The 26,425-nt window shown below is 71.1% G+C and carries 23 protein-coding genes; 6 read left to right on the top strand and 17 right to left on the bottom strand.

The genetic code is table 11. The features are described from left to right. Positions 1-23: 23 nt before the first annotated feature. The gene (locus tag OG302_RS19460) at positions 24-755 is read right to left on the bottom strand and encodes a DUF4232 domain-containing protein (protein ID WP_371527942.1); all 732 of its coding nucleotides are present in this window, start codon (positions 753-755) and stop codon (positions 24-26) included. A gap of 135 nt (positions 756-890) precedes the next feature. Further along, the gene (locus OG302_RS19465; protein WP_371527943.1) at positions 891-1,907 is read right to left on the bottom strand and encodes a helix-turn-helix transcriptional regulator; all 1,017 of its coding nucleotides are present in this window, start codon (positions 1,905-1,907) and stop codon (positions 891-893) included. A 154-nt stretch (positions 1,908-2,061) separates the two neighbouring features. Between OG302_RS19465 and OG302_RS19470 the strand changes: the two genes are divergently transcribed. The 3 genes from OG302_RS19470 to OG302_RS19480 are packed head-to-tail and all read left to right on the top strand — an operon-like array spanning position 2,062 to position 7,714. Next, complete coding sequence (locus OG302_RS19470; RefSeq protein ID WP_371527944.1) at positions 2,062-2,478, top strand: VOC family protein; 417 nt, start codon at positions 2,062-2,064, stop codon at positions 2,476-2,478. Positions 2,479-2,536: 58 nt separating this feature from the next. Then, positions 2,537-5,092 (top strand): NACHT domain-containing NTPase, encoded by a 2,556-nt coding sequence (locus tag OG302_RS19475; RefSeq protein WP_371527945.1) that lies wholly within the window; start codon positions 2,537-2,539, stop codon positions 5,090-5,092. 57 nt (positions 5,093-5,149) lie between these two features. Then, complete coding sequence (locus tag OG302_RS19480) at positions 5,150-7,714, top strand: NACHT domain-containing NTPase (protein WP_371527946.1); 2,565 nt, start codon at positions 5,150-5,152, stop codon at positions 7,712-7,714. Between the two features lie 186 nt (positions 7,715-7,900). On the opposite strand, the gene OG302_RS19485 is transcribed toward OG302_RS19480, so the two are convergent. After that, complete coding sequence (locus tag OG302_RS19485; protein WP_249588590.1) at positions 7,901-10,426, bottom strand: ATP-dependent Clp protease ATP-binding subunit; 2,526 nt, start codon at positions 10,424-10,426, stop codon at positions 7,901-7,903. A 441-nt stretch (positions 10,427-10,867) separates the two neighbouring features. Here OG302_RS19485 and OG302_RS19490 point away from each other — a divergent pair, with 441 nt between their 5' ends. Beyond that, a complete protein-coding gene (locus tag OG302_RS19490) occupies positions 10,868-11,461 on the top strand; it encodes an SCO3374 family protein (RefSeq protein ID WP_371527947.1) in 594 nt (197 codons plus the stop codon). Here OG302_RS19490 and OG302_RS19495 read toward each other — a convergent pair. The 11 genes from OG302_RS19495 to OG302_RS19545 all read right to left on the bottom strand — a co-directional run bounded on the left by OG302_RS19495 (position 11,440) and on the right by OG302_RS19545 (position 21,438). Beyond that, the gene (locus OG302_RS19495; RefSeq protein ID WP_361829427.1) at positions 11,440-11,778 is read right to left on the bottom strand and encodes an Lsr2 family protein; all 339 of its coding nucleotides are present in this window, start codon (positions 11,776-11,778) and stop codon (positions 11,440-11,442) included. The two genes, OG302_RS19490 and OG302_RS19495, sit on opposite strands and share 22 nt — an antisense overlap. Positions 11,779-12,001: 223 nt before the next feature. Then, complete coding sequence (locus tag OG302_RS19500; RefSeq protein ID WP_361829426.1) at positions 12,002-12,535, bottom strand: amino-acid N-acetyltransferase; 534 nt, start codon at positions 12,533-12,535, stop codon at positions 12,002-12,004. A gap of 9 nt (positions 12,536-12,544) precedes the next feature. After that, entirely contained in the window at positions 12,545-13,030 is a 486-nt protein-coding gene (locus OG302_RS19505) for a BlaI/MecI/CopY family transcriptional regulator (protein ID WP_371527948.1), read from the bottom strand. Positions 13,031-13,202: 172 nt separating this feature from the next. Further along, complete coding sequence (locus OG302_RS19510; RefSeq protein ID WP_361829422.1) at positions 13,203-13,373, bottom strand: hypothetical protein; 171 nt, start codon at positions 13,371-13,373, stop codon at positions 13,203-13,205. Positions 13,374-13,386: 13 nt separating this feature from the next. Next, positions 13,387-13,998, bottom strand: coding sequence for a hypothetical protein (locus tag OG302_RS19515; RefSeq protein ID WP_371750171.1), 612 nt, complete (start codon positions 13,996-13,998; stop codon positions 13,387-13,389). Positions 13,999-14,131: 133 nt separating this feature from the next. Continuing rightward, entirely contained in the window at positions 14,132-15,766 is a 1,635-nt protein-coding gene (locus OG302_RS19520) for a hypothetical protein (RefSeq protein WP_371527949.1), read from the bottom strand. A gap of 148 nt (positions 15,767-15,914) precedes the next feature. Then, the gene (locus tag OG302_RS19525) at positions 15,915-16,721 is read right to left on the bottom strand and encodes a type III pantothenate kinase (protein ID WP_371527950.1); all 807 of its coding nucleotides are present in this window, start codon (positions 16,719-16,721) and stop codon (positions 15,915-15,917) included. Positions 16,722-16,728: 7 nt separating this feature from the next. Continuing rightward, a complete protein-coding gene (gene nadC / locus OG302_RS19530) occupies positions 16,729-17,709 on the bottom strand; it encodes a carboxylating nicotinate-nucleotide diphosphorylase (RefSeq protein WP_371527951.1) in 981 nt (326 codons plus the stop codon). A gap of 2 nt (positions 17,710-17,711) precedes the next feature. Next, positions 17,712-19,505: an L-aspartate oxidase gene (locus tag OG302_RS19535; RefSeq protein WP_371527952.1), complete on the bottom strand. Its 1,794-nt coding sequence runs from the start codon at positions 19,503-19,505 to the stop codon at positions 17,712-17,714. Next, on the bottom strand, positions 19,502-20,503 hold the full coding sequence (gene panC / locus OG302_RS19540) for a pantoate--beta-alanine ligase (RefSeq protein ID WP_371527953.1): 1,002 nt from the start codon (positions 20,501-20,503) through the stop codon (positions 19,502-19,504). The genes OG302_RS19535 and panC overlap by 4 nt, the downstream gene beginning before the upstream one ends. Further along, positions 20,500-21,438 (bottom strand): Rossmann-like and DUF2520 domain-containing protein, encoded by a 939-nt coding sequence (locus OG302_RS19545; protein WP_371527954.1) that lies wholly within the window; start codon positions 21,436-21,438, stop codon positions 20,500-20,502. The genes panC and OG302_RS19545 overlap by 4 nt, the downstream gene beginning before the upstream one ends. A gap of 147 nt (positions 21,439-21,585) precedes the next feature. Here OG302_RS19545 and OG302_RS19550 point away from each other — a divergent pair, with 147 nt between their 5' ends. Then, positions 21,586-22,779 carry a low specificity L-threonine aldolase gene (locus tag OG302_RS19550; protein ID WP_371527955.1) on the top strand — a complete coding sequence of 398 codons (1,194 nt, stop codon included), beginning with the start codon at positions 21,586-21,588 and terminating at the stop codon, positions 22,777-22,779. On the opposite strand, the gene OG302_RS19555 is transcribed toward OG302_RS19550, so the two are convergent. Then, complete coding sequence (locus tag OG302_RS19555; RefSeq protein WP_371527956.1) at positions 22,733-22,963, bottom strand: hypothetical protein; 231 nt, start codon at positions 22,961-22,963, stop codon at positions 22,733-22,735. The genes OG302_RS19550 and OG302_RS19555 overlap by 47 nt on opposite strands. A 243-nt stretch (positions 22,964-23,206) precedes the next feature. Here OG302_RS19555 and OG302_RS19560 point away from each other — a divergent pair, with 243 nt between their 5' ends. Continuing rightward, positions 23,207-24,319: a DUF5937 family protein gene (locus OG302_RS19560; protein WP_371750172.1), complete on the top strand. Its 1,113-nt coding sequence runs from the start codon at positions 23,207-23,209 to the stop codon at positions 24,317-24,319. 44 nt (positions 24,320-24,363) lie between these two features. On the opposite strand, the gene OG302_RS19565 is transcribed toward OG302_RS19560, so the two are convergent. Beyond that, a complete protein-coding gene (locus tag OG302_RS19565; RefSeq protein WP_371527957.1) occupies positions 24,364-25,050 on the bottom strand; it encodes a response regulator in 687 nt (228 codons plus the stop codon). A gap of 91 nt (positions 25,051-25,141) precedes the next feature. Continuing rightward, a complete protein-coding gene (locus tag OG302_RS19570) occupies positions 25,142-26,344 on the bottom strand; it encodes a sensor histidine kinase (protein ID WP_371527958.1) in 1,203 nt (400 codons plus the stop codon). Between the last annotated feature and the right edge of the window lie 81 nt (positions 26,345-26,425).

Raw genomic sequence — 26,425 nt, forward strand, 5'->3', positions numbered from 1 at the left:
ACGTACTGAGTGGTCTGCGGGGCCTATGAGGCTCCGCCCTGGCCCGCGCTGCCGATCGGGAAGACCTTGACCGGGGAGCCGGCGCCGTCGGTGACGGGCAGGCTGGAGGCGCCGGGCCACTCGATGGAGAGCGACTTCGACTGGCCGGGCGGGGTCACGGTCAGGCCCGTGATGCCCACGCCGGAACCGCCCGAGTCGTTCATCGGGTAGCTGATGCTGAAGAACACCGACTTGCCGTTCTTGAGGACCATCCGGTCTGCGGGCTGGCCACTGCGCGCGGCGGACAGCGGGCCCTCGCTGGTCTCCAGGTCCACACCGGCGAACCCGGACATCACGCAGTCCTTGCCACCGACGTTCTTCAGCTCCACCGCGACAGAGCCCTCGTCGTCGCCGTCGATGGTGCTGTCCGAGGCCGAGGCATCCACGTCGTCGGTGCGGCACTTGCCGAGCGCGGCACTCTGATCGCTCTGACCCGAACCGCCGCTCCCGGCAGCCGTGCCCTGCCCGGCGGAGCTCTTCTCGGCGGAGTCCTTACCGCCGCCCTGCTCCGACCCGCCCGAGCCCGGCCCGCCGCCCGACGAACCGGAGCCGCTGTCCGAGGAGGACGCACTCGACGCGGCCGAGGGATCGCCCTGCCCCATCACGTCATCGCCGTTGCAGGCGGTCAGCGAGAGGCTCGCGGCCACGGTCAGAGCCGCGGCGGCGAAGCGCAGGTTGCGGCGACGGTTTCCACGGATGGTGGTGTTGGAGCGCATGGCGTGTCCCCCGGTAAGTAGTGGGTGGCGTTCCCTCCCTGGGAACAACACCGACTCTGGTGGAGGCCGCTAATGGCGGGTTCCTGTCCCGCTAACTTCCGCCTAACGCATCCGCGACCAGCCTCAAAGGCCTGTTCACGGGGCTTCCCGCCGGGCAGCCGACACCGCAAGGCGTTCGGCGAACTCCGTTACCAGGCCACGTAGTTCATCAGGTCGCTCGATGACGAAGGGGCGGTCCAGCGAGGCGAGTACGGCAGGCAGCCAGTCCAGCCGCTCCACCCGCATGCCGACGCGGGACCAGGGCTCGGCGGCCCCCGGATCCGCGTCACCCGGCGGCGGCAGCTCCTCCACGACGGCGATGCCCGCCGGAAGTCGCGCGCGGACGTCCTCGGCCGTGCCCTGAACGCACAGACTCACCTCGTGCCGGTACGGAGCGGTGGCGAGCCCCGTCAGCACGCGCCGCGCCGCGTCGACGTCGGCCGGCGGGTCGAACGAGCCCGGCAGGGTCCGCACCTCGGTGATGCGGTCCAGCCGGAACATCCGGTCCTCGCCGCTGCCGAGATCCGCAGCCGTCACGTACCACTTGCCCGAGTGCGCGACGAGCCCGTGCGGGTGCAGCGTGCGTTCGCTGCGGCGGCCGTTCCCGGCGGTGTACCGGATCGAGACCGGCCGGTGGTGGGCCACGGCGTCGGCGACCGGGAGCAGGACCGCCGATTCCGGGGCGACCGACCCCGCAGCGGTCGCCCCGCCGGGCGGAACCGTGAAGGCGACCGAGTCCAGCACCGCGTCGAGCCTGCGCCGCAGCCGCTCCGGCAGCACCCGCCGGATCTTGGCCGCCGCCGTCTCGCTCGCCGTGCCCGTAGCCGTCGTCAGGCCGGCCTGTCTCCCCGCGACCAGGCCGAGCAGCACGGCGAGCGCCTCGTCGTCGCTCAGCATGAGCGGAGGCATACGGAAACCGGCGGTGAGCCGGTAGCCGCCGTGGCGTCCACGCACCGACTCGACGGGCACGTCGAGGTCGACGAGGTGGCCGATGTAGTGCCGCACCGTGCGTTCGTCGACGTCGAGCCGGTCGGCCAGTTCGGCCGCGGTCCGGAGACCGCCGGACTGCAGGAGCTCCAGCAGGGTGAGTACGCGGGCGATGGGACGGGACATGGGGAGAAGTCTCCCGCAGATACCGGGCGGATTCCGCCCGGTATTGGTCGTAGCGTGCGTTCAGAAGCACCGATCAGAACCACCGAGCGGCCTTGCACCGCAAGCCTGTACAGCCCTGTGCAGCCCTGTGCAGGCCTGTGACCTGGAGAAACCCATGAACTTCGTCTCTGTCCGCATCATCACCGGCGACGTCGACCGCCTCGTCGCGTTCTACGAGCGCGCCACCGGAGCGACCGCCGACCGGCCCACCGAGGACTTCGCCGAGCTCAGGGTCGGCTCGGCCACCCTCGCGATCGGCAGCACCCGCACCGTCCCCCTGTTCGCGCCCGGCTCCGCCCGGCCCGCCGACAACCACAGCGTCATCCTCGAATTCCTGGTCGACGACGTGGACGCCGTGCACAAGAACCTGACCGGCTTCGTGGAGGACTTCGTCAACGAGCCCACCACGATGCCGTGGGGCAACCGCGCGCTCCTGTTCCGCGACCCCGACGGCAACCTCGTCAACTTCTTCACCCCGGTCACGCCCGCCGCCATCGAAAAGTTCGCCGCCGTCGAGAAGTTCGCCCGCTGAAGTCAGGGCGGGGCCCCAACTGCCCCCGCCCACAAGCCCCTTCACCTACTCTCGACACATGGTCGAAGCCAGCGCGCTAGGCGCCCGCATCGCGTCCGGCGTCGTCGTGCCGCTCATCAAGAAGCTCTTCGTGCCGGACCAGCCGGGCGCGGCCCTGGTGGACAAGCCCGTGCGCGTCGCCTCGCTCGTCTCGTTCAGCGGCGAGAAGCGCAACATCACGCCGAAGGACGTCGAGAAGGTCGCCGACGAGCTCGTCCGCAGGGCGCTCAAGGCGGCCGGGCCCCGCGAGCAGCCCGTCGATCCGGCGGAGGCCCTCGCCGTCAGGAACGCCCTGGCCCGCACGCTCGCCGTCCTCGGCACCCTCACCATCGAGGACTACGAGGCCGTCGCCCTGGGCCCCGAAGCCTTCGCGAGCGAGCTCCGCGCCCGGGCGCTCCTGTCCGCCTCCGCCCTCTCCCGCGACGCCGAGTTCTTCTACGACCAGCTCCTCCACACCGCCGCCCTGCACATCCTCAACTTCTTCTCCCAGCGGTCCACGTTCATCGCCCGCCAACAGCTCGTACAGACACAGCAGTTGGCCCGCCTCGTACAGGCCCTGGACATCCTTCTCGACCGTCTGCCCTCGCAGACCGCCGAGGACGCCGCCTTCGAGGCGCTGTACGCCACCCACATCGGCGAGCGGCACGGCACCCTCACCATCTACGGCCTGGACGCCGGAACCAGCGAGTGGCCCCTCGACACCGCCTACCTCAGCCTCGAAGCCACCCGCGAGCGCACCGGCCCCGGCGGCAGCGGACTGCACGTCCCCGCCGAGCAGGTCCTGGCGCAGCACGACCAGGTCCTGCTGCGCGGGGTCGCGGGCTCCGGCAAGACCACCCTCGTCCAGTGGCTCGCCGTGACGGCGGCGAGCCGGACGTACGAGCATGGGCTCACGCATCTCATCGGGCGCGTGCCGTTCGTCCTGCCGATGCGGCGGATCCTGCGGCCGGGGGCCGAGCTGCCCACCCCGGGGAAGTTCCTGGACGCCGTCGCCTGCCCGGTCGCGGGCGAGCAGCCGCGCGGTTGGGTCGAGCGCGTCCTGCGTGCCCGGCGGGGCGTGCTCCTCGTCGACGGGATAGACGAGATCGCCGGTGACCGGCGGGAGAGCGCCCGCCGGTGGCTGCGCGAGCTGGCGCGGACCTTCCCCGGCAACCTGTGGCTCGTCACCTCGCGCCCCTCCGCCGTCCCCGAGCAGTGGCTGACCGCCGCCGGCTTCAACGAACTCACGCTCTCCCCGATGTCCCGGCACGACGTCGCCACGTTCGTACGCCGCTGGCACAGCGCCGCCCGGGCGGACGAGTCCACCGGGGTGTCCCTGCTCCAGGCCGTACGGACCACGACCGAGCTGAACCGCCTCGCCACCAACCCCCTGATGTGCGGCATGCTCTGCGCCCTGCACCGGGACCGGAACGGCTTCCTGCCCGAGGACAGGAAGTCGCTCTACGAGGCCGCGCTCTCCATGCTGCTCGAACGGCGGGACAGGGAACGGGGACTGGACGATCCGGGCGGCGTACGGATTCCGTACGCCACGCAGATCCAGCTCCTTCAGCGGCTCGCGTGGTGGCTGATCCGCAACGGCCGCTCGGAGATGGACCGTTCGGACGCGCTGCACATCATCACGCAGGCGCTCCCCTCGCTGAACCTGAACGGCGACGCCGAGGAGATCTACACCTCGCTCCTGCTGCGGTCCGGTCTGCTGCGCGAACCCGCCGACGGGCGCGTGGACTTCCTCCACCGGACGTTCCAGGACTACCTCGGCTCCCGTCTCGCCGTACAGGAACTGGACTTCGATCTGCTCCTGAACAACGCGGACAAGGACCAGTGGGAGGACGTGGTCCTGCTCGCCATCGCGCACGCGCGTCCGAAAGAGGCCGAGCAGATGCTGCGGCGGCTCGTCGAGCAGGGCACCCCGCGCGGAAAGCTCCTTGCCGCCGCCGGGCTGCCGTACGCGGCGGAGGTGGCGCCCGCGGTCCGTTCGTTCGTGGAGGTCGGGGTGCGGCTGATCGTGCCGCCCGGCTCCAGCGCGGAGGCCGAGGAACTGGCGCGGGTCGGCGGCGAGCTGGTGCTGTCGCTGCTGCCATCCGCCGAGGGGCTCGACGACGCGACGGCACGCCATGTCGTGCGGGCGGCGAGCGAGTTGGGCAGCGAGTCGGCCCTGCACTTCCTGACCCAGTTCCGCGAGCACCCGAACATGGACGTCCAGCGGACCCTCGCCGCGTCCTGGCCGCGCTTCGACCGCGAGCTCTACGCCCGCGAGATACTCGCGCATCTGCCCCGGCAGGCCCGGGTCACCGTGCGCGACACCGATGACCTGCGCGCCCTGCGTGCCATCGGCGGCTGGGCGGACATCCAGGTCGTCGGCGCCTACCGCGTCGAGGACCTGACCGAACTGATCGTGGCCGAGAAACTCACGCGGCTCGGCCTGGAGGCGTCCCACCCCGTCGAAGGACTGGCCTGGCTGTCGGTCTTCCCGAACCTCAGGAGGGTCCATGTGACCTCTGAGGTGGCTGAGGCGGTGGCTCAGCAGGCGCCGGGCCGGATCGAACTCATCACCCCGCCACCGTGGAGGAGTTGACCTACCCTTGACCCTCCACGACACACGACATCCCACCCGCAGGGACCCGCTATGTCCATGGAGCCCGTTGTCCGCATCCCCTCGACGCTCGCCGCACCCCTGGTACAACGGCTCATCCGGCTGCCCACCGCGCAGCCGCCCGTCACGCCCGACCTGATCGCCGCCCTCGCCACCTGGCGCGGCGCCGACGCCCCGGCGACACCGGACGACGTGCACCGTACGGCTGCGGACTTCGTCCACGTCGCCGCCGAGGCGCGCGCCGCACCGACGACCGAACTCGCCTCCGTGGTCGACGTGTTGACACGCACGCTCCTTGCCATCGGCGAACTGGAGCTCACGGACGTGGACGCCGTGCGCCTCGGGCCGCAGGACTACGCACGGCGGCTGAGGGGCGCCGTGCAGGGCGCGGACCGCTCCCTCTCCCCCGGCGCCGCGTGGTTCCACGACGAGCTGCTCGTGGCCGTGTGCCTGCACGTCCTGTACCACTTCGTCCGGCGCTCCCCGTACATCCAGCGGCACATGGCCGAGCGGGCGAGCCGCATCCGCCAGCTCATCGACCTGAACGACGCGGAGGCCGCCGCCCGCCAGCCCGAACGCTCCCAGGAGGACCGGGACTTCGAGTCCGCGTACGCCGAGGAGGTCGTACGTCAGCACGGCTGGCTCACCATCGTCGGCGTGGACCTGGCCAACGCTCCGGACCGCTGGGCCCTTGAGGACACCTACCTCAGCCTGGAGGCGGAGGAGAGCAGCGGCAGCGGCGTACCGGGCGAACCACGGACCGTGCTGCTCGCCGACCGGGCCCTGGAGGGCCATGAGCGGGTGCTGCTCCGCGGTGTGGCGGGCTCAGGCAAGACGACCCTCGTGCAGTGGCTCGCCGTGGCCGCGGCGCGCGAGGGCGCCCGGGTGCCGTTCGTGCTGCCCGTACGCCGCTTCGCCCGCGAGGGCTTCCCCGCCCCGGACGACTTCCTGCACGCCATCCGCCACCCGCTGGCCGACCAGGCACCGGAGGGCTGGGTCGTGCGCACCCTCCTCGCGGGCCGCGCCATGCTCCTGGTCGACGGGATCGACGAGGCCCCGGAGGCCACCCGCGGCGAGCTGCGCAACCAACTGCGCCGCCTGCTGCGCATCTTCTCCGGCAACGGCTGCCTGGTGACGTCCCGCCCCTCCGCCGTCGAGGACGGCTGGCTCGCCCAGGAGCGCCTCGCCGAGGAGGGCTTCAAGGAGCTCTCCCTCGCGCCGATGTCACGCGACCAGGTCACCCGCTTCATCCACGACTGGCACGCGGCGGCGATGAGCGACGACCAGTGCAAGGAGCAGGCGGACCGCGACAAGCTGCGGGAGTACGAGGAGCGGCTGCTGCACTCCGTGCGCATCTACCGCGAGCTGCGCCAGCTCGCCACCAACCCCCTGATGTGCGGCCTGATATGCGCCCTCAACCGCGACCGCTCCGGCTCCCTGCCCAAAGGCCGCAAGGAGCTGTACGACGCCGCCCTGGAGATGCTCCTCCAGCGCCGCGACCCCGAACGCGACGTCCTGTACGCCGATGACGTGCGCCTCCAGCAGGGCCCCCGGGAGCTGCTCCTGCGCAAGCTGGCCCACGCGATGGTGGAGGAGGGCGTCTCGGAGCTGCCGCGTGAGCGCGTCGTCGCCATCCTGGACGGTGCCCTGCCCGCCATCCCCTCCGCACGCGCCGAGGGCGACGGCGAGAAGATCTTCCGTCATCTGCTGCACCGCACGGGGCTCCTTCGCGAACAGGCGGGCCTCTCGGTGGACTTCATCCACCGCACCTTCCAGGACTACCTGGCCGCCAAGGAGATAGTGGCCCGCGGCCGGCTCCGCGCCCTCGTCGAGCACGCGCACCGGGCCGAGTGGGAGGAGGTCATCCGCATGGCCGCCGCCCACGCACGGCCCGAGGAGTGCGCCGACTTCCTGGAGCGGCTCCTGGCCGCCGCCCCCAACCTGCGCCGCCCGCACGTGAATCACCGGCGCCTGATGGCCGCGGCCTGCCTGGAGCACGTCACCGAGCTCGACCCCGCGGTGCAGCAGCTCGTCCACGACCGCACGAAGAACCTCGTGCGCCCCACGACGGAGCTGGCCGCCCGCAGCCTCGGCTGGGTCGGCCCCATCGTCCTGGAGCAGCTGCCGGACCCCGAGCAGGTGCCGAGCGACCAGCAGGCGCTCCTTCTGGCGATCACGGCCACCCGCGTCCAGGACGACGCCGCCATCGACTACCTCGCCCGGCTGCGCCACCGCTCGGCGCTGTCCATCCGCACCGAGCTGGTCCGCCCCTGGCGGCACTTCGACACGGAGCGGTACGCGCGCGAGATCATCGCCCACCTCGATCCGGTCGGCCTGTACTTCCCGGTGTCCGACACCGCCGAGCTCGCGGCGCTGCGGCACCTCGGCGGGCGGCCGTGGATCCAGGTCGTGGGCGTCATGCGCACCGAGGAGCTGCTCGACGGCCTGGAGCACGAGCAGCTCACCCATCTGTGGGTCACCGCCGAGCTGGCCGACACGGACATGTCCTGGCTCGCCCGCTTCCCGAACCTGAGCGTGCTGCGGGTGAACCCCCGCCTCCCCCGCGTGCGGAACGTACCGGAGGGAATCACGATCACGTCGTAGAACCCGTCACGGGGCGCGGAGGAGCGCCCCGTCAGGGGCGCGGGGCTGTGACATGTGCGGCTCCGCCGCGGGGCGCGACCAGTCACGAAGCACGCGCAGCCAAGAGTCAAAGCAGAAGGGGCTGCCCCGGACCGTGGAAAACGGTCCGGGGCAGCCCCTGTACTGCTGTACTGCGGGCCGGAGGCCTTAGGCCTCCTTGCTCAGGTTCGGCCCGGCGCCACCAGCCGCCTGCTCGATCGGCGGGACGTCCGGAAGCGCCGCCTTCTCCTCGCCGCGGAAGGTGAACTTGGCTTCGTCGCCCTCACCCTCCGTGCCGACGACCACGATGTGGCCGGGGCGGAGCTCGCCGAAGAGGATCTTCTCCGAGAGGATGTCCTCAACCTCGCGCTGGATCGTCCGGCGCAGCGGCCGGGCGCCCATGACGGGGTCGTAACCCTTCTTGGCGAGGAGCTTCTTCGCGTCACCGCTGAGCTCGATGCCCATGTCGCGGTCCTTGAGACGCTCGTCCACCTTGGCGATCATGAGGTCGACGATCTGGATGATGTCTTCCTCGGTGAGCTGGTGGAAGACCACCGTGTCGTCGACACGGTTCAGGAACTCCGGGCGGAAGTGCTGCTTCAGCTCGTCGTTGACCTTGGTCTTCATGCGCTCGTAGTTCGTCTTGACGTCACCCGCGGCGGCGAAACCGAGGTTGAAGCCCTTGGAGATGTCCCGCGTGCCGAGGTTGGTCGTCATGATGATGACCGTGTTCTTGAAGTCCACGACCCGGCCCTGGGAGTCGGTCAGGCGACCGTCCTCCAGGATCTGCAACAGCGAGTTGAAGATATCGGGGTGGGCCTTCTCGACCTCGTCGAAGAGGACGACCGAGAACGGCTTGCGGCGGACCTTCTCCGTCAGCTGACCGCCCTCTTCGTAACCGACATATCCGGGCGGCGAACCGAAGAGACGCGAGACCGTGTGCTTCTCGCTGAACTCCGACATGTCGAGGGAGATCAGGGCGTCCTCGTCACCGAAGAGGAATTCGGCGAGCGTCTTGGAAAGCTCCGTCTTACCGACACCGGACGGACCGGCGAAGATGAACGAGCCACCGGGACGCTTCGGGTCCTTCAGACCGGCGCGCGTACGACGAATCGCCTGCGAAAGCGCCTTGATGGCGTCCTTCTGGCCGATGACCCGCTTGTGGAGCTCGTCCTCCATGCGCAGCAGACGCGAGGACTCCTCCTCGGTCAGCTTGAAGACCGGAATGCCGGTGGCCGTGGCGAGGACCTCGGCGATGAGCTCGCCGTCGACCTCGGCGACGACGTCCATGTCGCCGGCCTTCCATTCCTTCTCGCGCTTGGCCTTCGCCGCGAGCAGCTGCTTCTCCTTGTCGCGGAGAGACGCCGCCTTCTCGAAGTCCTGGGAGTCGATGGCCGACTCCTTGTCGCGACGCACGCCCGCGATCTTCTCGTCGAACTCGCGGAGGTCCGGCGGCGCGGTCATCCGGCGGATGCGCATCCGGGAACCGGCCTCGTCGATCAGGTCGATCGCCTTGTCCGGCAGGAAGCGGTCCGAGATGTACCGGTCGGCCAGGGTGGCGGCCTGGACCAGCGCCTCGTCCGTGATGGAGACCCTGTGGTGGGCCTCGTAACGGTCGCGCAGACCCTTGAGGATCTCGATGGTGTGCGGCAGGGACGGCTCCGCGACCTGGATGGGCTGGAAACGGCGCTCAAGGGCCGCGTCCTTCTCCAGGTGCTTGCGGTACTCGTCCAGCGTCGTGGCACCGATGGTCTGCAGCTCGCCTCGCGCCAGCATCGGCTTGAGGATGCTCGCGGCGTCGATCGCGCCCTCGGCGGCGCCCGCACCCACCAGGGTGTGGAGCTCGTCGATGAACAGGATGATGTCGCCGCGGGTGCGGATCTCCTTGAGGACCTTCTTCAGGCGCTCCTCGAAGTCACCGCGGTACCGCGAACCGGCGACGAGCGCGCCCAGGTCCAGGGTGTAGAGGTGCTTGTCCTTGAGGGTCTCGGGCACCTCGCCCTTGACGATGGCCTGCGCCAGGCCCTCGACGACGGCGGTCTTGCCGACGCCGGGCTCGCCGATGAGCACGGGGTTGTTCTTCGTGCGGCGGGACAGCACCTGCATGACCCGCTCGATCTCCTTCTCGCGCCCGATGACCGGGTCGAGCTTGGACTCACGAGCGGCCTGGGTGAGGTTCCGGCCGAACTGGTCGAGCACCAGGGACGTGGAAGGCGTGCCCTCCGCAGGACCGCCTGCGGTGGCGGTCTCCTTGCCCTGGTATCCGGAGAGCAGCTGGATGACCTGCTGCCGCACCCGGTTGAGATCGGCGCCCAGCTTCACGAGGACCTGGGCTGCGACGCCCTCGCCCTCGCGGATCAGGCCGAGCAGGATGTGCTCCGTGCCGATGTAGTTGTGGCCCAGCTGAAGGGCCTCGCGGAGCGAAAGCTCCAGGACCTTCTTGGCACGGGGGGTGAAGGGGATGTGGCCGGACGGGGCCTGCTGGCCCTGACCGATGATCTCCTCCACCTGCTGGCGGACCGCCTCGAGCGAAATCCCGAGGCTCTCCAGGGCCTTAGCGGCGACACCCTCGCCCTCGTGGATCAAGCCCAGGAGGATGTGCTCGGTGCCGATGTAGTTGTGGTTGAGCATCCGGGCTTCTTCCTGAGCCAGGACGACAACCCGCCGCGCGCGGTCGGTGAACCTCTCGAACATCGTTAATCGCTCCTCAGAGCGGTCAGGCAGTAAGGGGGCTGTCCCCTCCCTGTCCTTCCGCAGCTTAGTCCCGCAAGCGGGGACCGCTCATTCCAACTGCCGACACCCGGCCGAGAACAAGAGGTGCCTCCTGACCCCGAACGCCGACAACTGCTCCAACCCGATGGTGCGAGACGATGTTCCCGCAGGCCAAGCACTTACCCTCACCACCACTACGCCGATGGCGAACGTGAGACGGCCTCGCGCGTGTGTCGCCCCTCCCCACTAGGGATGTCTTACCCGTAAGGACTGACACTCCATGCGGCGCGCGCCGGTTCCCTCCGCTACGGGCGAACACCCTTGCGCGGCCGAACACGCCCTTACGCCCTCTTTGCGGGCACTGAGCGCGATCGTGGCGACACGCTGCGTAACCTCAAACGCCTCCGGCCGGTTGCTCCATGCATGGCTCTCACCGTTCCCCAGCCCCGTGTACCGGTCGAGCAGAGCGACCCGGTGCGGCAGTGGTACGAGAACGAGCTCGGCTGGGCGACGGAGGACCGCCGCCCCGGGCTGCCGCTGCGGCTCCTGACGGGGCTCCGCTTCGACGTACTGCAGCTGCCCGCCGAGGCCGGCTTCGCCGCGCTGAGGCATCTCGGGCCCAAGGCTCCGGTCGCTCTGCGAGGAGAATCGATGCGGCTCTTCGTGGCCGCTGGGAGCGCCGACGAACTGCCCGGGCTCCTGGAGTGGCTGGAGTGGGGTGACATCCCACTGGACCTCACGGCCATCGGTGCGGGCGGACGGATCGACGCGCCCACGCCTCCGGGGTGGTCCGGCTCGCAGGGGGCCGCCGTGTGGCTGCGGCCCCCAGAGCCCGGGTGCGAGGTGGAGCCGACGCTGCCGGCACTGCCGTCCCTGTCCTGCGTGGGGGGTGGCACCGTGCCCCACAGCGACCCCGCCGTGGGCTCCGGTCTCGTACGGCTTGTGGACACGGCGGCAACGCAGTGCCACCGGGTCCGGTTGCGACGGACCCGTCGTCAGCCGTTGGCCTTCTCGTAGGCCTCGCGAATGGAAGCGGGGACACGGCCGCGGTCGTTGACCTCGAAACCGTTGTCCTTCGCCCAGGCGCGGATCGCCGCGGTGTCCTGACCGCCGCTCGCGGCAGAGGCACGGGCCTTGGCGCGCCCGGCCGAACCGCGGCCACCGGTACGACGACCACCCTTGAGGTAAGGCTCAAGGAGACCGCGGAGCTTGTCCGCGTTCGACGTGGTGAGGTCGATCTCGTACGACTTGCCGTCCAGCGCAAACGTCACGGTCTCGTCTGCCTCGCCACCGTCGAGGTCGTCGACAAGAAGGACCTGAACCTTCTGTGCCACCGGATTTCCTTTCATCGATAACTTAGGGCCGGATCGCACGGCGTGAGCCGCAGAATCGCCGCCCCCTGTTATATGCAGTACTGCAGTACGTCGGAAAGCAAACCGCTTTTGCTGGGAAAACACAAACCCCCGGGAGAGACCGACGACCCCGAGAACCCAGGAAACATGCGCGTTTCGGACATAGGGAACCTGGGCAGCAGGCAGCCTTGAATACCGGCGACGATCACAGATGCAGAAGCATCCGGCTGTTGCCCAAGGTGTTCGGTTTCACTCGTTCGAGGCCGAGGAACTCCGCGACGCCCTCATCTTTGGAACGCAGCAGCTCGCTGTAGACATCTCCGTCGACAGGTGTCTCACCGATCTCCACGAAGCCGTGCTTCGCGAAGAAGTCGACTTCGAAGGTGAGACAGAAAACCCGGCGGACACCGAGCCAGCGAGCGGTCTGCAGCAACTTCCCCAACACCTGATGACCCACTCCGGCCCCCTTGACGTCGGGGTTCACCGCGAGAGTGCGGACTTCCGCGAGGTCTTCCCACATCACGTGCAGGGCGCCGCAGCCGACGACCTCGGCGTTGTCGTCCCGTTCCGCCACCCAGAACTCCTGGAGCGACTCGTAAAGCGCGACCGTCGCTTTGTCGAGCAGGATCCCCTGACGGGCGTAGGAGTCCAGGAGGTTGCGCACGACCGGCACATCAGCTGTGCGCGCCCGGCGTACGGAGACTGCTTTAGCGCTGAGTTCAGGGGGTTCTGCTGGCATGACCGGACGCTATCGCTCTGCTTCGGGCTCCGCCTCGCCGGGGTTCTCCGCGGCTTGAGTGGCGGGATCTCGAGAGATCGGGGCTTCGGAGATCGGGGCTTCGGAGTCGGAGGCCTGAGAGATCGGGGCCTGAGAGACGGGGCCCACGATCCGCATCGCGTCACTGAGTGCTTCGCGCTGTTCCTCCGACATCATCCCGAAGAACGCGACGAGAGCGGCGGCCGGGTTGTCGCTCTGCGACCATGCTTCGTTCATCAGTGCGGCGGCGTAGGCGGCCCGAGTGGAGACCGCCTCATATCGATAGGCACGGCCTTCCGCTTCACGGCGCACCCAGCCCTTCTGATGAAGATTGTCCAAAACGGTCATGACAGTGGTGTACGCGATGGACCGTTCCTGCTGAAGGTCTTCCAGGACTTCTCGAACGGTCACGGGGCGGTTCCACTTCCACACCCGTGTCATGACTGAGTCTTCGAGTTCTCCCAAGGGGCGAGGCACACCAGAACAATAGTGGGAGATGTCACTAATGACGTGACGGACGTGGCGGAGGTGCCATTTCCCCAACAAAAAGGGCGTACGACTCGGAATGTGAGCGAGTCGTACGCCAAGAGTGTGCGGGTGGTGACCTCAGGTCACGGGAAACCCTGGTCAGGCCTCGGCCTGGTACCGGTCAGGCCTTGGGGGTCTGCCGGGCGCCTTCGGCGCGGGAGAGCACGGCGTCGACGGCCGCGTCCTCCTTCGCCTTGTTGGCGCCGCCCTGGGTCTTCACGATCGTCACGATGAGACCGCCGAAGAACACGGCCATCACTACGGGGGGCAGGAGCGCGGAGACGTATTCCATGCCCCCAGAGTAGCTAGCCCGCGGCGAGCTGATGCGGCGGGTCCGTCGGGCGGCGCTTGGGAGGGAAGACCTCGGCCGGGGTCGGCACCGGGCGTGGCGGCTCGGGCTGGGCCGGTTTCCCCGGCGGGGAGTTCGGCGTCTTGGGCTTGGGCGCCGTCCGGTCGTCCGCCTCGCCGCGGCCGCCGGGCAGAGCCAGCAGGCGCGTGCGCGAGGCGGGGACGAGGGGGCGGGGCGCCGGGACGGTCGTATGGGACCGGCCCGAGAGACGGGCGCGTACGGCCTGTTCGGCGACGGTCCGGCAGCGGTCCAGGAGGGCGGCGGCGGCCGGGTTGCCGCGCAAGGCACGCAGCGCGGCGAGGTCGTCGGCGCCCGGCTGGTAGCCGGCGCCGAGGACGTCCTCAAGGAGCGCGAGGTAGCCGCTCGCGGTGCCGGGCAGGGCCGCTCGGTAGCGGGAGAGATCGGCCAGCAGGAAGGCGCGGAGCCTGGCGCCCTCGCTGACCGCTTCGTCGACGGCGTCGGCTAGGCGTAGGCAGTCCTGGACGTCCGCGTCGGAGACGGGGCTGGGATGCAGGGCGAGGGCCAGAGCGCGGCGGAGCACACGCAGCTCCTCCGCACCGAAGGCCATGCCGCCGCGAGATCCGTATGGCGTGGGCATGGACTGACGATACGTGCGAAGTGGACAAAATCCGCTTAACGCCAATATGTGGCGTGGCTTCTGCGGGTGGTTTCTTTCGGGGCGGGCGCGGCGGCGCCCCGGGTCACTCCGAGCGGCGGCGGACCGTCGCGAAGACGACCGCTCCGACGCCGAGCAGCGCGGCGGCCCCCGCCGCGATCCAGGGCAGGACGCCCGCGCCCGCTTCCGCCATGGGGCGGGCCTGCGCGTCGGCGGTCGCCTTGCCGACGACGATCTCCGCCTTGTCGTTGGACGGAACCGGGTCGTTGATCTCGAAGCCGCCGTCTCCGGGGCGGTCGGTGCCTCCGGTGCGCACCCGGACCGTTCCCCTGACGTCCTCGACGTCCTTTTCGTAGCGGACCTCGAAGTGGAAGTACTGGCTGTCCCCGGAGTCCTGCCACCCGGCATCGGGGCACAGATAGCGCCGGTGCCCCGCCTGGAACGGCTTGCGCTCGCCGTTCTCGTACGTGAAGCAGTCGCCGCCCGCCTTCTCGTCCGGCTCTTCGTCGAGCTGTACGGAGGTCGCCACGACGCCCTTGGGGAGTGTCACGTCTACGTAGAGGGCCGGTTCGCGCAGGGGGCGGGCGACCAGGGCGGGTCCCGCGTTGACCAGACCGAAGGAGAGCTCGCGGGTCGCGCCCTTCGCGCCGGGCTTCAGGGTGTCGCCCAGTGCGCGGACGTCCGCGGTGTTCCGGGCCGCGTACCGCACCACGTGCTCGGTCGCGAAGTCCGTGCCCCGGCCACGCGCGGGGACGAGGCCCAGCTCCGGGCCGCTGCCCGTGTCGCCCGCGACGCTCGTGTCCTCCTCCGCCGGTACGGCCTGCGCGGAGTACGTCGCCCAGGTGTGGAAGGCGTCGCTGGTGAGCGATCCGGGCAGCGGCGCGGACAGGGCCACGGTCTCGCCGGGTCGCACCGCCCGCTTGAAGTAGCAGGTGGCCTCGGAGTCGTAGTCCCCGTAGGAGCCCACTCGGTAGTGGCAGTTGCTGTGCCGCCCGGCGAGCTTCATGCCCGCGTCGCCGGCCACCTTGAGGGCGATCTGTTCGGTCCGCAGATCGCCGGTGTTGCGCAGCACGACCGGGAGCCCGATGTCCTGTCCGGGCTTCAGCCCCTCCTTGTGCGGGAGTTGGGCGACCTCCATCCCGGGGGTCCCGACCGTGACGCGGGTCGTCTCCGTGCTGTCGGTGACGTGGTCGCCGGTCAGGGTGTAGCGGATGGTCCCGGACTTTCCCTTCGCGGCGGCGTCGCCGACGGCGGTGACGGAGAAGGCTTTGCCGGGGGTGCGCAGGTACGTGTCGAAACCGCAGGTGATGACGGCGCCTTCGGCCGTGCACCTTTTGTTCGTGACCTTGACGGTGGCGATGCCCCGCAGGCCGCTCGTGTCGATGACGAACTTGAGGTCCCGGGGCTTGGGGAGGGACTTCGCGCCGTCGAAGAACTCGACGCGGGGGTCCGGCGAGACGGCGGATTTCGTGCGGGGCAGGGATATGTGGGCGGCGACCTGGATGCGGGACCAGACCTCGGTGGGGTCGTCAGGAGGGCCCGTGGGGCTCGGGGAGGGCTGGGGCGTCCTGGGGGCAGCCGGAGCCTGCGTGATGGCCTGTGTGGCGGCCTGGGCGGCGGCGTGCGTGACGGCCTGGGCGGGGGCTGTTGGGCCCATCGCCGGTATCGCCAGTGCCGTGGCCGCCGCCGCGGCAGCCCACAGTCGTCTCTTACGCCTCATTCGCCCCAGCCCGTCCGCACCCCGTACCCGACCCGTCCCTGCGCAGACTCTTGTATGGGGCGCAGGGTTGTGTGCGCAAGCCCCGCTTGTGAGCCGTCAGTTATGAGCCGCCGGGAGTGCGTCGGGAAGTGGGGCGGGCGTGGGGTCCTCAACTCCGGGAGACGTTCCGTTCGTAGACGAGGCGGAGGCCGATGAGGGTCAGCCACGGCTCGTGCTCGTCGATGACCGTGGCCTCGCCGAGCACCATGGGCGCGAGGCCGCCGGTCGCGATGACCGTCACGTCGTCGGGGTCTCCGGCCGGACCCGCGAGCTCGCGCGCCATGCGCTGCACGACACCGTCGACCTGGCCCGCGAAGCCGTACAGGATGCCCGACTGCATGGCCTCCACGGTGTTCTTGCCGATGACGCTGCGCGGCCGTGCCAGCTCGATCTTGCGGAGCTGGGCGCCCCGCACGCCGAGGGCTTCGACGGAGATCTCGATGCCCGGGGCGATGACGCCTCCGGTGTACTCCCCGCGCGCGGAGACCGCGTCGAACGTCGTCGCCGTACCGAAGTCGACGACGATGGCGGGGCCTCCGTAGAGCTCGACCGCCGCGACCGCGTTGATGATGCGGTCGGCGCCGACCTCCTTGGGGTTGTCCATGAGGATCGGCACGCCGGTCTTGATGCCGGGCTCCACGAGGACGGCGGGCACGTCTCCGTAGTAGCGACGGGTGACCTCGCGCAGTTCGTGCAGGACGGAGGGGACCGTCGAGCAGATGGCGATGCCGTCGATGCCGTCGCCCAGCTCGTCGCCGAGGAGCGGGTGCATGCCCATCAACCCGTTGAGGAGCACGGCGAGTTCGTCCGCGGTGCGGCGGGCGTCGGTGGAGATGCGCCAGTGCTCGACGATGTCTTCGCCGTCGAAGAGGCCGAGGACGGTGTGGGTGTTTCCGACGTCGATGGTCAGCAGCATGTCGTCGTCACTCCGCCGCGCGCAGGTCGAGGCCGATGTCCAGGATCGGCGAGGAGTGGGTGAGGGCGCCGACCGCCAGGAAGTCCACGCCCGTCTCGGCGTACGCCCTGGCGTTCTCCAGGGTGAGGCGGCCGGAGGACTCAAGGATCGCGCGGCCGTCCACGAGGGCCACGGCCTCCTCGGTCTCGCCCGGCGTGAAGTTGTCCAGGAGGATCAGGTCGGCGCCCGCGTCCACGACCTCGCGCAGCTGGTGGAGCGTGTCGACCTCGACCTCGACGGCCAGGTCGGGGAAGGCCTCGCGCACGGCCTTGAAGGCCTGCTCCACGCCTCCCGCGGCCACCACGTGGTTGTCCTTGACCAGCGCCGCGTCGGAGAGCGACATGCGGTGGTTCACGCCGCCGCCCATGCGCACCGCGTACTTCTCCAGGGCGCGGAGCCCGACCGTCGTCTTACGGGTGTCGCGGACCTTGGCCTTCGTCCCCTCAAGGGCGTCGGCCCACGCGCGCGTGGCCGTCGCCACGCCGGAGAGGCGGCACAGGAGGTTCAGCGCGCTGCGCTCGGCGGTGAGCAGGTCGCGGGTGCGGGTGGTGACGCTCAGGAGCTTGGTGCCGGCCTCCACGCGCTCGCCGTCCTCGACGTGCCGTTCCACCTCGAAGGTGTCCGTGCAGACGATGGAGATGACGGCTTCGGCGATGCGCAGGCCCGCGACGGTGCCGGCCTCGCGCGCGGTGAAGTCACCGGTGGCGACGGCCCCTTCGGGGATCGTGGCGACCGACGTGACGTCCACGCCGCCGTCCAGGTCCTCCTCGATCGCCAGGTGCGCGAGGTCCTCGACCTGTACGGGGTCGAGCCCAGCCTCGGTCAGGAGCTGCGCGAGAGCGGGGTCCAGGCCGCACTCCAGGGGGTCGTACGCGTCGTCTCCGCCGCAGCCGCAGGCATCGCCGCAGCCGCCGGTGGGGGCGAGAGGGAGGTCGTCGGGGGTGCTCACGGTCACTTCTCCTGGGGACTGGGACTGGGACTGGGACTGAGGCTGGGACTGGGGCTGGGGCTTGCGCCGGGACTCGGGCTCGTGCCAGTGCCAGTGCCTGTGCCGGTCGGCGGGAAGTCGGAGGTCGCGGTCGTGTGCACCGCCAGGGTCCGGTCCGCGTTGAGACGTACGACGATGTGGCGCCGCCAGGCCTCGTCGTCGCGGTCGGGGCGGTCCTCGCGCCAGTGGCAGCCGCGGGTCTCCTCGCGGCGCTGCGCGGCGGCCACCAGGACGCGGGCGACGCACAGGAGGTTGGTGGTCTCCCAGGTGTCGACGCCGGGCTCCGCCGTCTTGCCGTCCTCGGCGAGCGCGCCCGCGGCCTCGGCGTGGATGCGGGCGAGCCGGGCCGCGGCCTCGGAGAGGGAGTCGGCGGACCTGAGCACTCCGGCGCCGTCGGTCATCACGCGCTGGATGGCGAAGCGGGCCTCGGGGGGCAGCAGGGGGTGCGCCGGGGTGTCGGGGTGGGAGACCGGTGCGGGCACGCGCGCGTGGAGGGCGTTCTCCGCGTGCCGGGAGGCGATGTCCGCGGCGATGCGCTCGGCGTAGACCAGGCCCTCCAGAAGGGAGTTGGAGGCCAGGCGGTTCGCTCCGTGCACGCCGGTGCAGGCGACCTCGCCGCAGGCGTACAGGCCCGGGACCGTGGTGTGGCCCTGCGGGTCGGTGCGTACGCCGCCCGAGGCGTAGTGCGCGGCCGGGGCGACGGGGATGGGCTCGGTCACCGGGTCGATGCCGTGGGAGCGGCAGGCGGCGAGGATCGTCGGGAAGCGGTTCTCCCACATCTCGGCGCCGAAGTGCCGGGCGTCCAGGTACATGTGCTCGGCGCCCCGTTCCTGCATGCGCCGCGTGATGCCCTTCGCGACGATGTCCCGGGGGGCGAGCTCCGCGAGTTCGTGCTGCCCGACCATGAAGCGCACGCCGTCCGCGTCCACGAGGTGGGCGCCCTCGCCGCGCACGGCCTCGGAGACCAGCGGCTGCTGGCCCTCCGCGTCGGCGCCCAGGAAGAGCACGGTGGGGTGGAACTGCACGAACTCCAGGTCGCTGACCTCGGCGCCCGCGCGCAGGGCGAGCGCGACGCCGTCGCCCGTCGAGACGGACGGGTTCGTGGTCGCCGAGAAGACCTGGCCCATGCCGCCGGTGGCGAGGACGACCGCGGGGGCGTGGACCGCTCCCACGCCGTCGTGCTGGCCCTCCCCCATGACGTGCAGGGAGACTCCGGCGGTGCGGCCGTCGGCATCCGTGAGGAGGTCGAGCACGAGGGCGTTCTCGACGGTCGGTATGCCCTGCGCGCGCACCGCTTCGACCAGGGCGCGGGAGATCTCCGCGCCGGTCGCGTCGCCGCCCGCGTGCGCGATGCGGCGACGGTGGTGGCCGCCCTCGCGGGTCAGCTCGATGGCACCTTCGGGGCCCGTGTCGAAGTGGGCGCCGGTCTCGATGAGGCGGCGCACGGCGTCGGGTCCCTCGGTGACCAGGATGCGCACGGCCTCCTCGTCGCACAGGCCGGCACCTGCCACGAGGGTGTCGTCCAGATGCTGCTCGGGGGTGTCGCCCTCGCCGAGTGCCGCGGCGACGCCGCCCTGGGCCCAGCGCGTGGAGCCGTCGTCCAGGCTGGCCTTGGTGACCACGACGGTCTTCAGGCCCGCCGCCGAGCAGCGCAGGGCCGCGGTGAGACCGGCCACTCCGGAGCCGACGACGACGACGTCGGCCGCCAGGGACCAGCCGGGGGCGGGGGCGTGCAGCCGTATTCCGGTGGCACTCATGTGGTGGCTCCGAACGTGAGCGGGATGTTGTCGATCAGCCGGGTCGCGCCGACCTTGGCCGCCACGGCGAGGACCGCTTCACCGGTGTGGCCGGGCCTCACGTCCGTGAAGTCGGCCGGGTCGACCAGCGCCAAGTAGTCCAGTTCGAGCGGGGGTTCGGCGCGGGCCGCCTGGTCGAGGACCTGGCGGGCGGCGGCGCGGACGGCTGCGGGGCCGCCGGGCACGGACGGGGTGACGGACTGGGCGACCGCGTGGGTGTCGGCCGCGGCGCGGGACTCCCCCAGGGCGTTCAGGGCGTCGGCACGCGCGTGCGTGGCGGGTGCGAGCGCCGCCCGCGCGTGGAGGGCCTCCTGCGCGGCGTGCCGGTCACGGCCCGCGAAGAGGGCCTGGGAGAGCGCGAGCGCGGTGCGCCGCTCGGCCGGGGAGAGATAGCGGTTGCGGCTGGAGAGGGCCAGGCCGTCGTCCTCGCGCACGGTGGGGACGCCGACTATCTCGACGCCGAAGTTCAGGTCCCGGACCATGCGGCGGATGAGGGCGAGCTGCTGGGCGTCCTTCTGCCCGTACAGCGCGACGTCGGGCCGGGTGAGGTGCAGCAGCTTGGCGACCACCGTGAGCATGCCGTCGAAGTGTCCGGGGCGGGTGGCCCCTTCGAGGAGTGTGCCCATGGGGCCCGCGCTGATCCGCACCTGCGGTTCGCCGCCCGGATAGACCTCCTCGACGGAGGGGGCGAACACGAGGTCCGCGCCTTCCTGTTCGGCGATCTTGACGTCGGCGTCCAGGGTGCGGGGGTAGCGGTCGAGGTCTTCGCCCGCGCCGAACTGGAGGGGGTTCACGAAGACCGTGACCACGACTTCGCCCTCGTCGCCCGCGATGCGGCGTGCGGTGCGGATCAGGGTGGCGTGCCCCGCGTGCAGGGCGCCCATGGTCATGACGACGACGCGTCGCCCGGCACGCGCGCGCGTCCGAAGGAGTTCGGCGGTGTGCACCAGGCGGGTCATCGGGTCCCTCCCTCGGCTTCGCCCGTCGCGCTTCCGCCGTTGGCCAGGACTCCCAGGAGGTCCTCGGCGAACTCGGGCTTGAGCAGTCCGTGGGCGAGCGCGCGGTCGGCGGTCGCGCGGGCCATCGCCAGATATCCGGCGACGGTCTGCGGTGCGTGCTTGCGCAGCTCGGCGACGTGCGCGGCGACGGTGCCCGCGTCCCCGCGCGCGACGGGTCCGGTGAGGGCGGCGTCGCCGGACCGCAGTGCGTTGTCCAGGGCGGCGCCGAGCAGCGGGCCGAGCATCCGGTCGGGGGCGGCCACGCCCGCGTCACGGAGCAGCTCCATGGACTCGGCGACCAGCGTGACCAGGTGGTTCGCGCCGAGCGCGAGCGCCGCGTGGTACAGCGGCCTGGAGTCCTCGGCGATCCACTCGGGCTCGCCGCCCATCTCGATGACCAGGGCCTCGGCGGCAAGGCGCAGCTCGTCGGGAGCGGTCACGCCGAAGGAGCAGCCCGCGAGGCGCTGCACGTCGACGGCGGTACCGGTGAACGTCATGGCGGGGTGCAGGGCGAGCGGCAGGGCTCCGGCGCGCAGCGCGGGTTCGAGCACCTTGACGCCGTACCGCCCGGACGTGTGCACCAGCAGCTGGCCGGGACGGACCGCCCCGGTCTCGGCGAGTCCCTCGACAAGGCCGGGCAGGGCGTCGTCGGGAACGGTGAGGAGGACCAGGTCGGCGCGCTCCAGGACCTGGGCGGGCGGGACGAGGGGGACGTCGGGCAGCAGGGCCGCCGCGCGTCGTACGGAGGCGTCGGAGACGCCCGACGCGGCGACCGGGCGGTGCCCGGCGAGTTGGAGTGCCGCGGCGAGCGCGGGGCCGACACGGCCCGCTCCCACGACGCCCACCGTGAGCCTCGCGGGGCGATCCCGCGGGTCTGGCTGATGAGGTGCGTTCACGCGATGACGCCTTCCCGTTCCAGTCCGCTCGGGGTACCGGACGATTTCTCGTCATGCTAACGCGATTGGTCCGCGCCGCGTCCTCGGCTGTCCACAGCCTGTGGGTATTCATATGACCGGTGGCCGATCGCACGCCATGCTCGGGGGATGACTTCACATGACGGAGCACAGGGGCAGGAGCGGGAAGCGGGGCCGGAGCGGGAAGCGGGGCAGGAACAGTCCGCGGCCCGCCGCCGGGCCGCCGCCCTCGGCGCCACCCGCGTCCTGCACCGCTGGTCCGCGCACCTCCCGCTCGCCACCCGGCTCGCGGCACTCGCGGACGCGGCCTCCGAGGTCGTGGACCCGGACGAGCCCATCGACCTCTACGGCAACGGGGTCGTCGCCCGCCTGGAGGACGAGGTCGCGCGGCTGCTCGGCAAGGAGGCGGCCGCCTTCTTCCCGACCGGCACGATGGCCCAGCAGGTCGCCCTGCGCTGCTGGGCGGGCCGTACGGGCAACGCGACCGTCGCCCTGCACCCGAAGGCGCACCCCGAGATCCACGAAGGGGGCGCCTTCTCCGCGGTGAGCGGGCTGCGCACGGTGCATCCCACGAGGGAGCCGCGGCTGCCCACGGCCGACGAGGTGCGGGACTTCGAGGAGCCCTTCGGGACGCTGATGCTCGAACTGCCGCTCCGGGACGCCGGTTTCGTGCTGCCGTCCTGGGAGGAGCTCGAAGAGGTCGTGGAGGCGGCCCGGGAACGCGACGCCGTCGTGCACTTCGACGGTGCGCGCCTGTGGGAGTGCACACCGCACTTCGGCCGGTCCCTCGCGGAGATCGCCGGGCTCGCGGACACCGTGTACGTGTCGTTCTACAAGTCCCTCGACGGCCTGAGCGGCGCGGTGCTCGCGGGCCCGCGCACCCTGGTCGACGAGGCGAGGACCTGGCGGCACCGCTACGGCGGCCAGGTCTTCCAGCAGTTCCCGGCCGCCGTCGCCGCCCTGCTCGGCCTGAAGAACACGCTGCCGCGGCTGCCGGATTACGTGGCCCACGCGCGCGTGGTCGCCGACGCACTGCGCGAGGGGTTCGCCGCCGCCGGGGTGCCCTGGTCGCGCGTGCACCCGGAGCGGCCGTACACCCACCAGTTCCAGGTGTGGCTGCCGTACGACTCCGAGGTCCTGACCGAGGCGGCGCTCGGCCAGGCCGAGGAGACCAGGACCCAGCTCTTCGGCCGCTGGTTCCCGGACGGGCCGCCCGGCCTCTCGGTCACGGAGGTCACCGTGACCGAGGCGGGCCTGGAGTGGACGGCCTGCGAGGTCAGTGACGCAGTCGCGGAGTTCGTGCGCCGGATCCCCGGTCGATGATCCTGGCCAGGGCGGCGCGGAACCGTCCGTGGGCGGGGCGCTCTTCGACGACGGCACGGAAGCGGCCGTAGTCGCGCACCTCGCGGACGGCCTGCCAGTCGTCGCGGCCGGGGGCGGGCGGGGTCGGTGCGCCGTGCTGAACGGCGCGGTAGCTGTCGAGCAGGTACTGCTGGGTGATGCTCATGACGGGTTCGCCTCTCATGACAAAGGTTACTTATCGGGCGCCCTTGGGTCGACGGGAAACAGGGTCGGCACAGGGGGCGCGATCGGCACGGGGAGTTCGGATTCCGGGTCCGGCGGCGGCACTGCCGTGCGGCCCGGTCATCACAGACTGCTCCCGGTGCCACCCCGGCGTCGCGCCGATTGACGGCGGCAGTCAATCGGCGGCCGGGATGTCGGTGGCGCGGTGCACGATGGGTCCATGAGCGTGCACATCGAGATAGCGGGCCTGCCGCAGGAGCGGATCTTCTTCCACACTTCGCCCTTGGCGGAGCTGGGCGTCGCCCTGCACGCGCTGGCCGAGCCCGGGCACCATCCGGGCCTGCACGGCTGGGCCACCGCGACCACCGCCTGCCTCAAGCCGGACCTCGCCGACCGGCTGTGCGAGGCCGACTTCCTGTGGCGGAACACGTTCTCGGACGTCTTCATGCCGTTCGCCGGGCTCGTCGACGGCGACGGCAGGCCGGGCGACACGCTCTCCGAGGAGCTGGACCTGCTCGACGGCCTGGACGACGAGCGCTTCGTCATGGCGGCCCTGGAGTTCACCTGCGGGACGACCTACAACGAAGGCGGCCCCTCACCGCTCGTCGACCCGGTCCGGGGTGCTCGCGCCCTGGAGCTCGCCGCCACGCGCGGCAGCCGCCAACTGGACTTCGCCAACCGGCTCCTGACCGACCCGAAGGGTGTCCGGGCCTGGCTGCGCCGCCTCCTTGAGGACTGCGACGAGGCGTTCTTCGCGGACACCTGGCGGCGGGTGCGCGTCCAATTGGCCGCCGACGCACGGCACAAGACCGAGATCCTGCGCCACAAGGGCCTCGCCGAGGTACTGACCTCGGTGTCGGCCGCGCTCTCGGTGGACGAGGACCGGCGCCGCATCACCGCCGACAAGCTCGTGCCGGGCACCACGACCGCCCTGGACCACACCCTGGGCGCGGGGCTCACGTTCGTGCCGTCGCACTTCGCCTGGCCGCACCTGATGGTCCTGCACGCCCCGGGCTGGCGCCCGGTGATCCACTACCCCGTGTCCGCCCCGGACCTGGCCAGGCCCACCTCGGTGGAGACGCTGGAGCGGCGGCTCACGGCCCTCGCGCACCCCGTGCGCCTGCGGCTGTGCCGCGACATGGCCCGCGCGCCCTTCAGCACCGGGGAGCTGGCCCACGCGACGGGCCTGACGGCGCCGGAGGTCTCCCGGCACCTCACGCTTCTCAAGAAGGCGGGCCTGGTGACCACGACACGGCGCGGCCGGTACGTGCTGCACCAGCTGGACGTCACCGTGGTGGCCCGCCTGGGCAGCGACTTCCTGGAGGGCATCCTGCGCTGACCCCGCACCCCGGGGCAGCCGTCACGCCGCCGGAAGGACCGCCCTCAAGCCGTCCCGCCGCCCGCTCCGCCGCCCGCCCGCACCAGGCCCGTCTCGTACGCGAGGACCACCACCTGCACCCGGTCCCGCAGGCCGAGCTTGGTCAGGATGCGGCCCACGTGGGTCTTCACCGTGGCCTCCGACAGGACGAGCCGCGCCGCGATCTCCCCGTTCGAGAGCCCCTGGGCGACGAGGATCATGACCTCGCGCTCGCGCTCGGTGAGCCGCTCCAATTCCTTGTGCTGCGGCTGGCCGCCCGCGTTCGGCAGCATCGGCGCGAAGCGGTCGAGGAGGCGCCGCGTCGTGGATGGCGCGACCACCGCGTCACCGCTGTGCACGGAGCGGATCGCGGCGAGCAGCTCCCCCGGGGGCACGTCCTTCAGCATGAAGCCGGATGCGCCCGCCTTCAGCCCCGAGAAGGCGTACTCGTCGAGGTCGAAGGTCGTCAGGATCAGCACCTTCGGCGGGTTCTCGTCCTGGCAGATGCGCCGGGTCGTCTCCACGCCGTCCAGCTTCGGCATGCGCACGTCCATGAGCACCACGTCGACCTCGGTCGTCCGCAGCGCCTGGAGCGCCTCGACCCCGTCACCCGCCTCGGCGACGACCTCCATGTCCGGCTGTGCGGCGAGCACCATCCGGAACCCCGTGCGCAGCAGCGCCTGGTCGTCGACGAGCATGACGCGGATCGACATCAAAGGCCCTTTCGTGGATGTGTTCACAAGCGATGTACGAGCGAACGGCTGTGGTCATGAGCGTAGGGCGTGGGCATTTCGGTGACAGGTGTCAATGTGCGGGCTTGAGCGGGAGAAGCGCGCTGATGCGGAATCCGCCGCCCGGCCGCGGCCCCGCGTCCAGCGTGCCGCCGACCATGCCGACGCGCTCCCGCATGCCGATCAGGCCGTGCCCGCTGCCGTCGGCGCCGCCGTCCTCGTACAGCTCGTGCGGCGCGCCCTTGCCGTCGTCCTCGACGAGGAGCCCCAGGCCGTCGTCGAAGTAGACGAGGCGCACGCTCGCGCCGGTGTTCTCGCCGCCGTGCTTGCGGGTGTTGGTGAGGGCCTCCTGCACGATGCGGTACGCCGTGAGCTCGACGCCGCTGGGCAGCGGACGCGGCGTTCCCTCGACCTTGAAGTCCACCGGGAGGCCGGCCGTGCGCACCTGCTCGATGAGCTCGTCGAGCTGCTCGACGTCGGGCTGCGGGACGTACTCACCGCTCTCCTCGTGCTCGCCGGTGCGCAGCACGCCGAGCAGCCTGCGCATCTCGGCGAGCGCCTGGCGTCCGGTGCCCGAGATGGTCTCCAGTGCCTGCTTGGCCTGCTCGGGGGCCTGGTCGAGGACGTACGCGGCGCCGTCGGCCTGGACGACCATCACCGAGACGTTGTGCGCGACGACGTCGTGCAGCTCGCGGGCGATGCGCGCCCGCTCGGCCGCCACCGCGACCTTGGACTGCGCCGCCCGCTCCTTCTCCAGGCGGTCGGCGCGCTCCTCCAGCTGCGCGAAGTAGGCGCGGCGGGTGCGGATGGAGTCGCCGAGCACCCAGGCGAGGGCGAAGGGCACCATCTGGAAGATCGTGAAGAAGATGCTGCCGAAGGTGCTTATGTTCTCCTCGGGCCAGCGCAGCGACGACAGCGGAGCCGCGCACAGACCGCCTATGAGGGCGAACCGCGAGGCCCACTTCGCGCCGTCGGCCGACGCGGTGTAGATGATCACCAGCATCGCGAAGTCGGCCGGCATCGTCTTCACGTCGAAGATCAGCTGGGCCACGCCGAGCACGACGGCGAGGATCAGCATCTTCTCGACGTGCTTGCGGCGCAGCGCCACCACGACGGACATGCCGAGGACGACGAAGGCGGCCGGCACCGTCGGGTCATGGCCTTCCGCGTCGGCCATGGAGACAAGACCGATGCCGGAGACCCCGAGCAGGACGAGGGCCCAGAAGCCATCGACCCCGGTCGGGTGTCTGCGGAGGAAGTCATAGACGCGCTGCACGTAACCCAGCGTAGGCAGCGCGACGGCCCTCCGGGGTCAACCGGAGGGCCGATCCGTACCCCTCGCACGTACTCCCCAAGG

This window comes from Streptomyces sp. NBC_01283 (genome assembly GCF_041435335.1).
Lineage (GTDB): Bacteria > Actinomycetota > Actinomycetes > Streptomycetales > Streptomycetaceae > Streptomyces.

Excerpts from the sequence above, each read along its gene's own strand:
- OG302_RS19460 (WP_371527942.1), bottom strand. The coding sequence starts at position 755 with ATGCGCTCCAACACCACCATCCGTGGAAACCGTCGCCGCAACCTGCGC.
- OG302_RS19465 (WP_371527943.1), bottom strand. The coding sequence starts at position 1,907 with ATGTCCCGTCCCATCGCCCGCGTACTCACCCTGCTGGAGCTCCTGCAG.
- OG302_RS19470 (WP_371527944.1), top strand. The coding sequence starts at position 2,062 with ATGAACTTCGTCTCTGTCCGCATCATCACCGGCGACGTCGACCGCCTC.
- OG302_RS19475 (WP_371527945.1), top strand. The coding sequence starts at position 2,537 with ATGGTCGAAGCCAGCGCGCTAGGCGCCCGCATCGCGTCCGGCGTCGTC.
- OG302_RS19480 (WP_371527946.1), top strand. The coding sequence starts at position 5,150 with ATGGAGCCCGTTGTCCGCATCCCCTCGACGCTCGCCGCACCCCTGGTA.
- OG302_RS19485 (WP_249588590.1), bottom strand. The coding sequence starts at position 10,426 with ATGTTCGAGAGGTTCACCGACCGCGCGCGGCGGGTTGTCGTCCTGGCT.
- OG302_RS19490 (WP_371527947.1), top strand. The coding sequence starts at position 10,868 with ATGGCTCTCACCGTTCCCCAGCCCCGTGTACCGGTCGAGCAGAGCGAC.
- OG302_RS19500 (WP_361829426.1), bottom strand. The coding sequence starts at position 12,535 with ATGCCAGCAGAACCCCCTGAACTCAGCGCTAAAGCAGTCTCCGTACGC.
- OG302_RS19510 (WP_361829422.1), bottom strand. The coding sequence starts at position 13,373 with ATGGAATACGTCTCCGCGCTCCTGCCCCCCGTAGTGATGGCCGTGTTC.
- OG302_RS19515 (WP_371750171.1), bottom strand. The coding sequence starts at position 13,998 with ATGGCCTTCGGTGCGGAGGAGCTGCGTGTGCTCCGCCGCGCTCTGGCC.
- OG302_RS19520 (WP_371527949.1), bottom strand. The coding sequence starts at position 15,766 with ATGAGGCGTAAGAGACGACTGTGGGCTGCCGCGGCGGCGGCCACGGCA.
- OG302_RS19525 (WP_371527950.1), bottom strand. The coding sequence starts at position 16,721 with ATGCTGCTGACCATCGACGTCGGAAACACCCACACCGTCCTCGGCCTC.
- OG302_RS19535 (WP_371527952.1), bottom strand. The coding sequence starts at position 19,505 with ATGAGTGCCACCGGAATACGGCTGCACGCCCCCGCCCCCGGCTGGTCC.
- panC (WP_371527953.1), bottom strand. The coding sequence starts at position 20,503 with ATGACCCGCCTGGTGCACACCGCCGAACTCCTTCGGACGCGCGCGCGT.
- OG302_RS19550 (WP_371527955.1), top strand. The coding sequence starts at position 21,586 with ATGACTTCACATGACGGAGCACAGGGGCAGGAGCGGGAAGCGGGGCCG.
- OG302_RS19555 (WP_371527956.1), bottom strand. The coding sequence starts at position 22,963 with ATGAGCATCACCCAGCAGTACCTGCTCGACAGCTACCGCGCCGTTCAG.
- OG302_RS19565 (WP_371527957.1), bottom strand. The coding sequence starts at position 25,050 with ATGTCGATCCGCGTCATGCTCGTCGACGACCAGGCGCTGCTGCGCACG.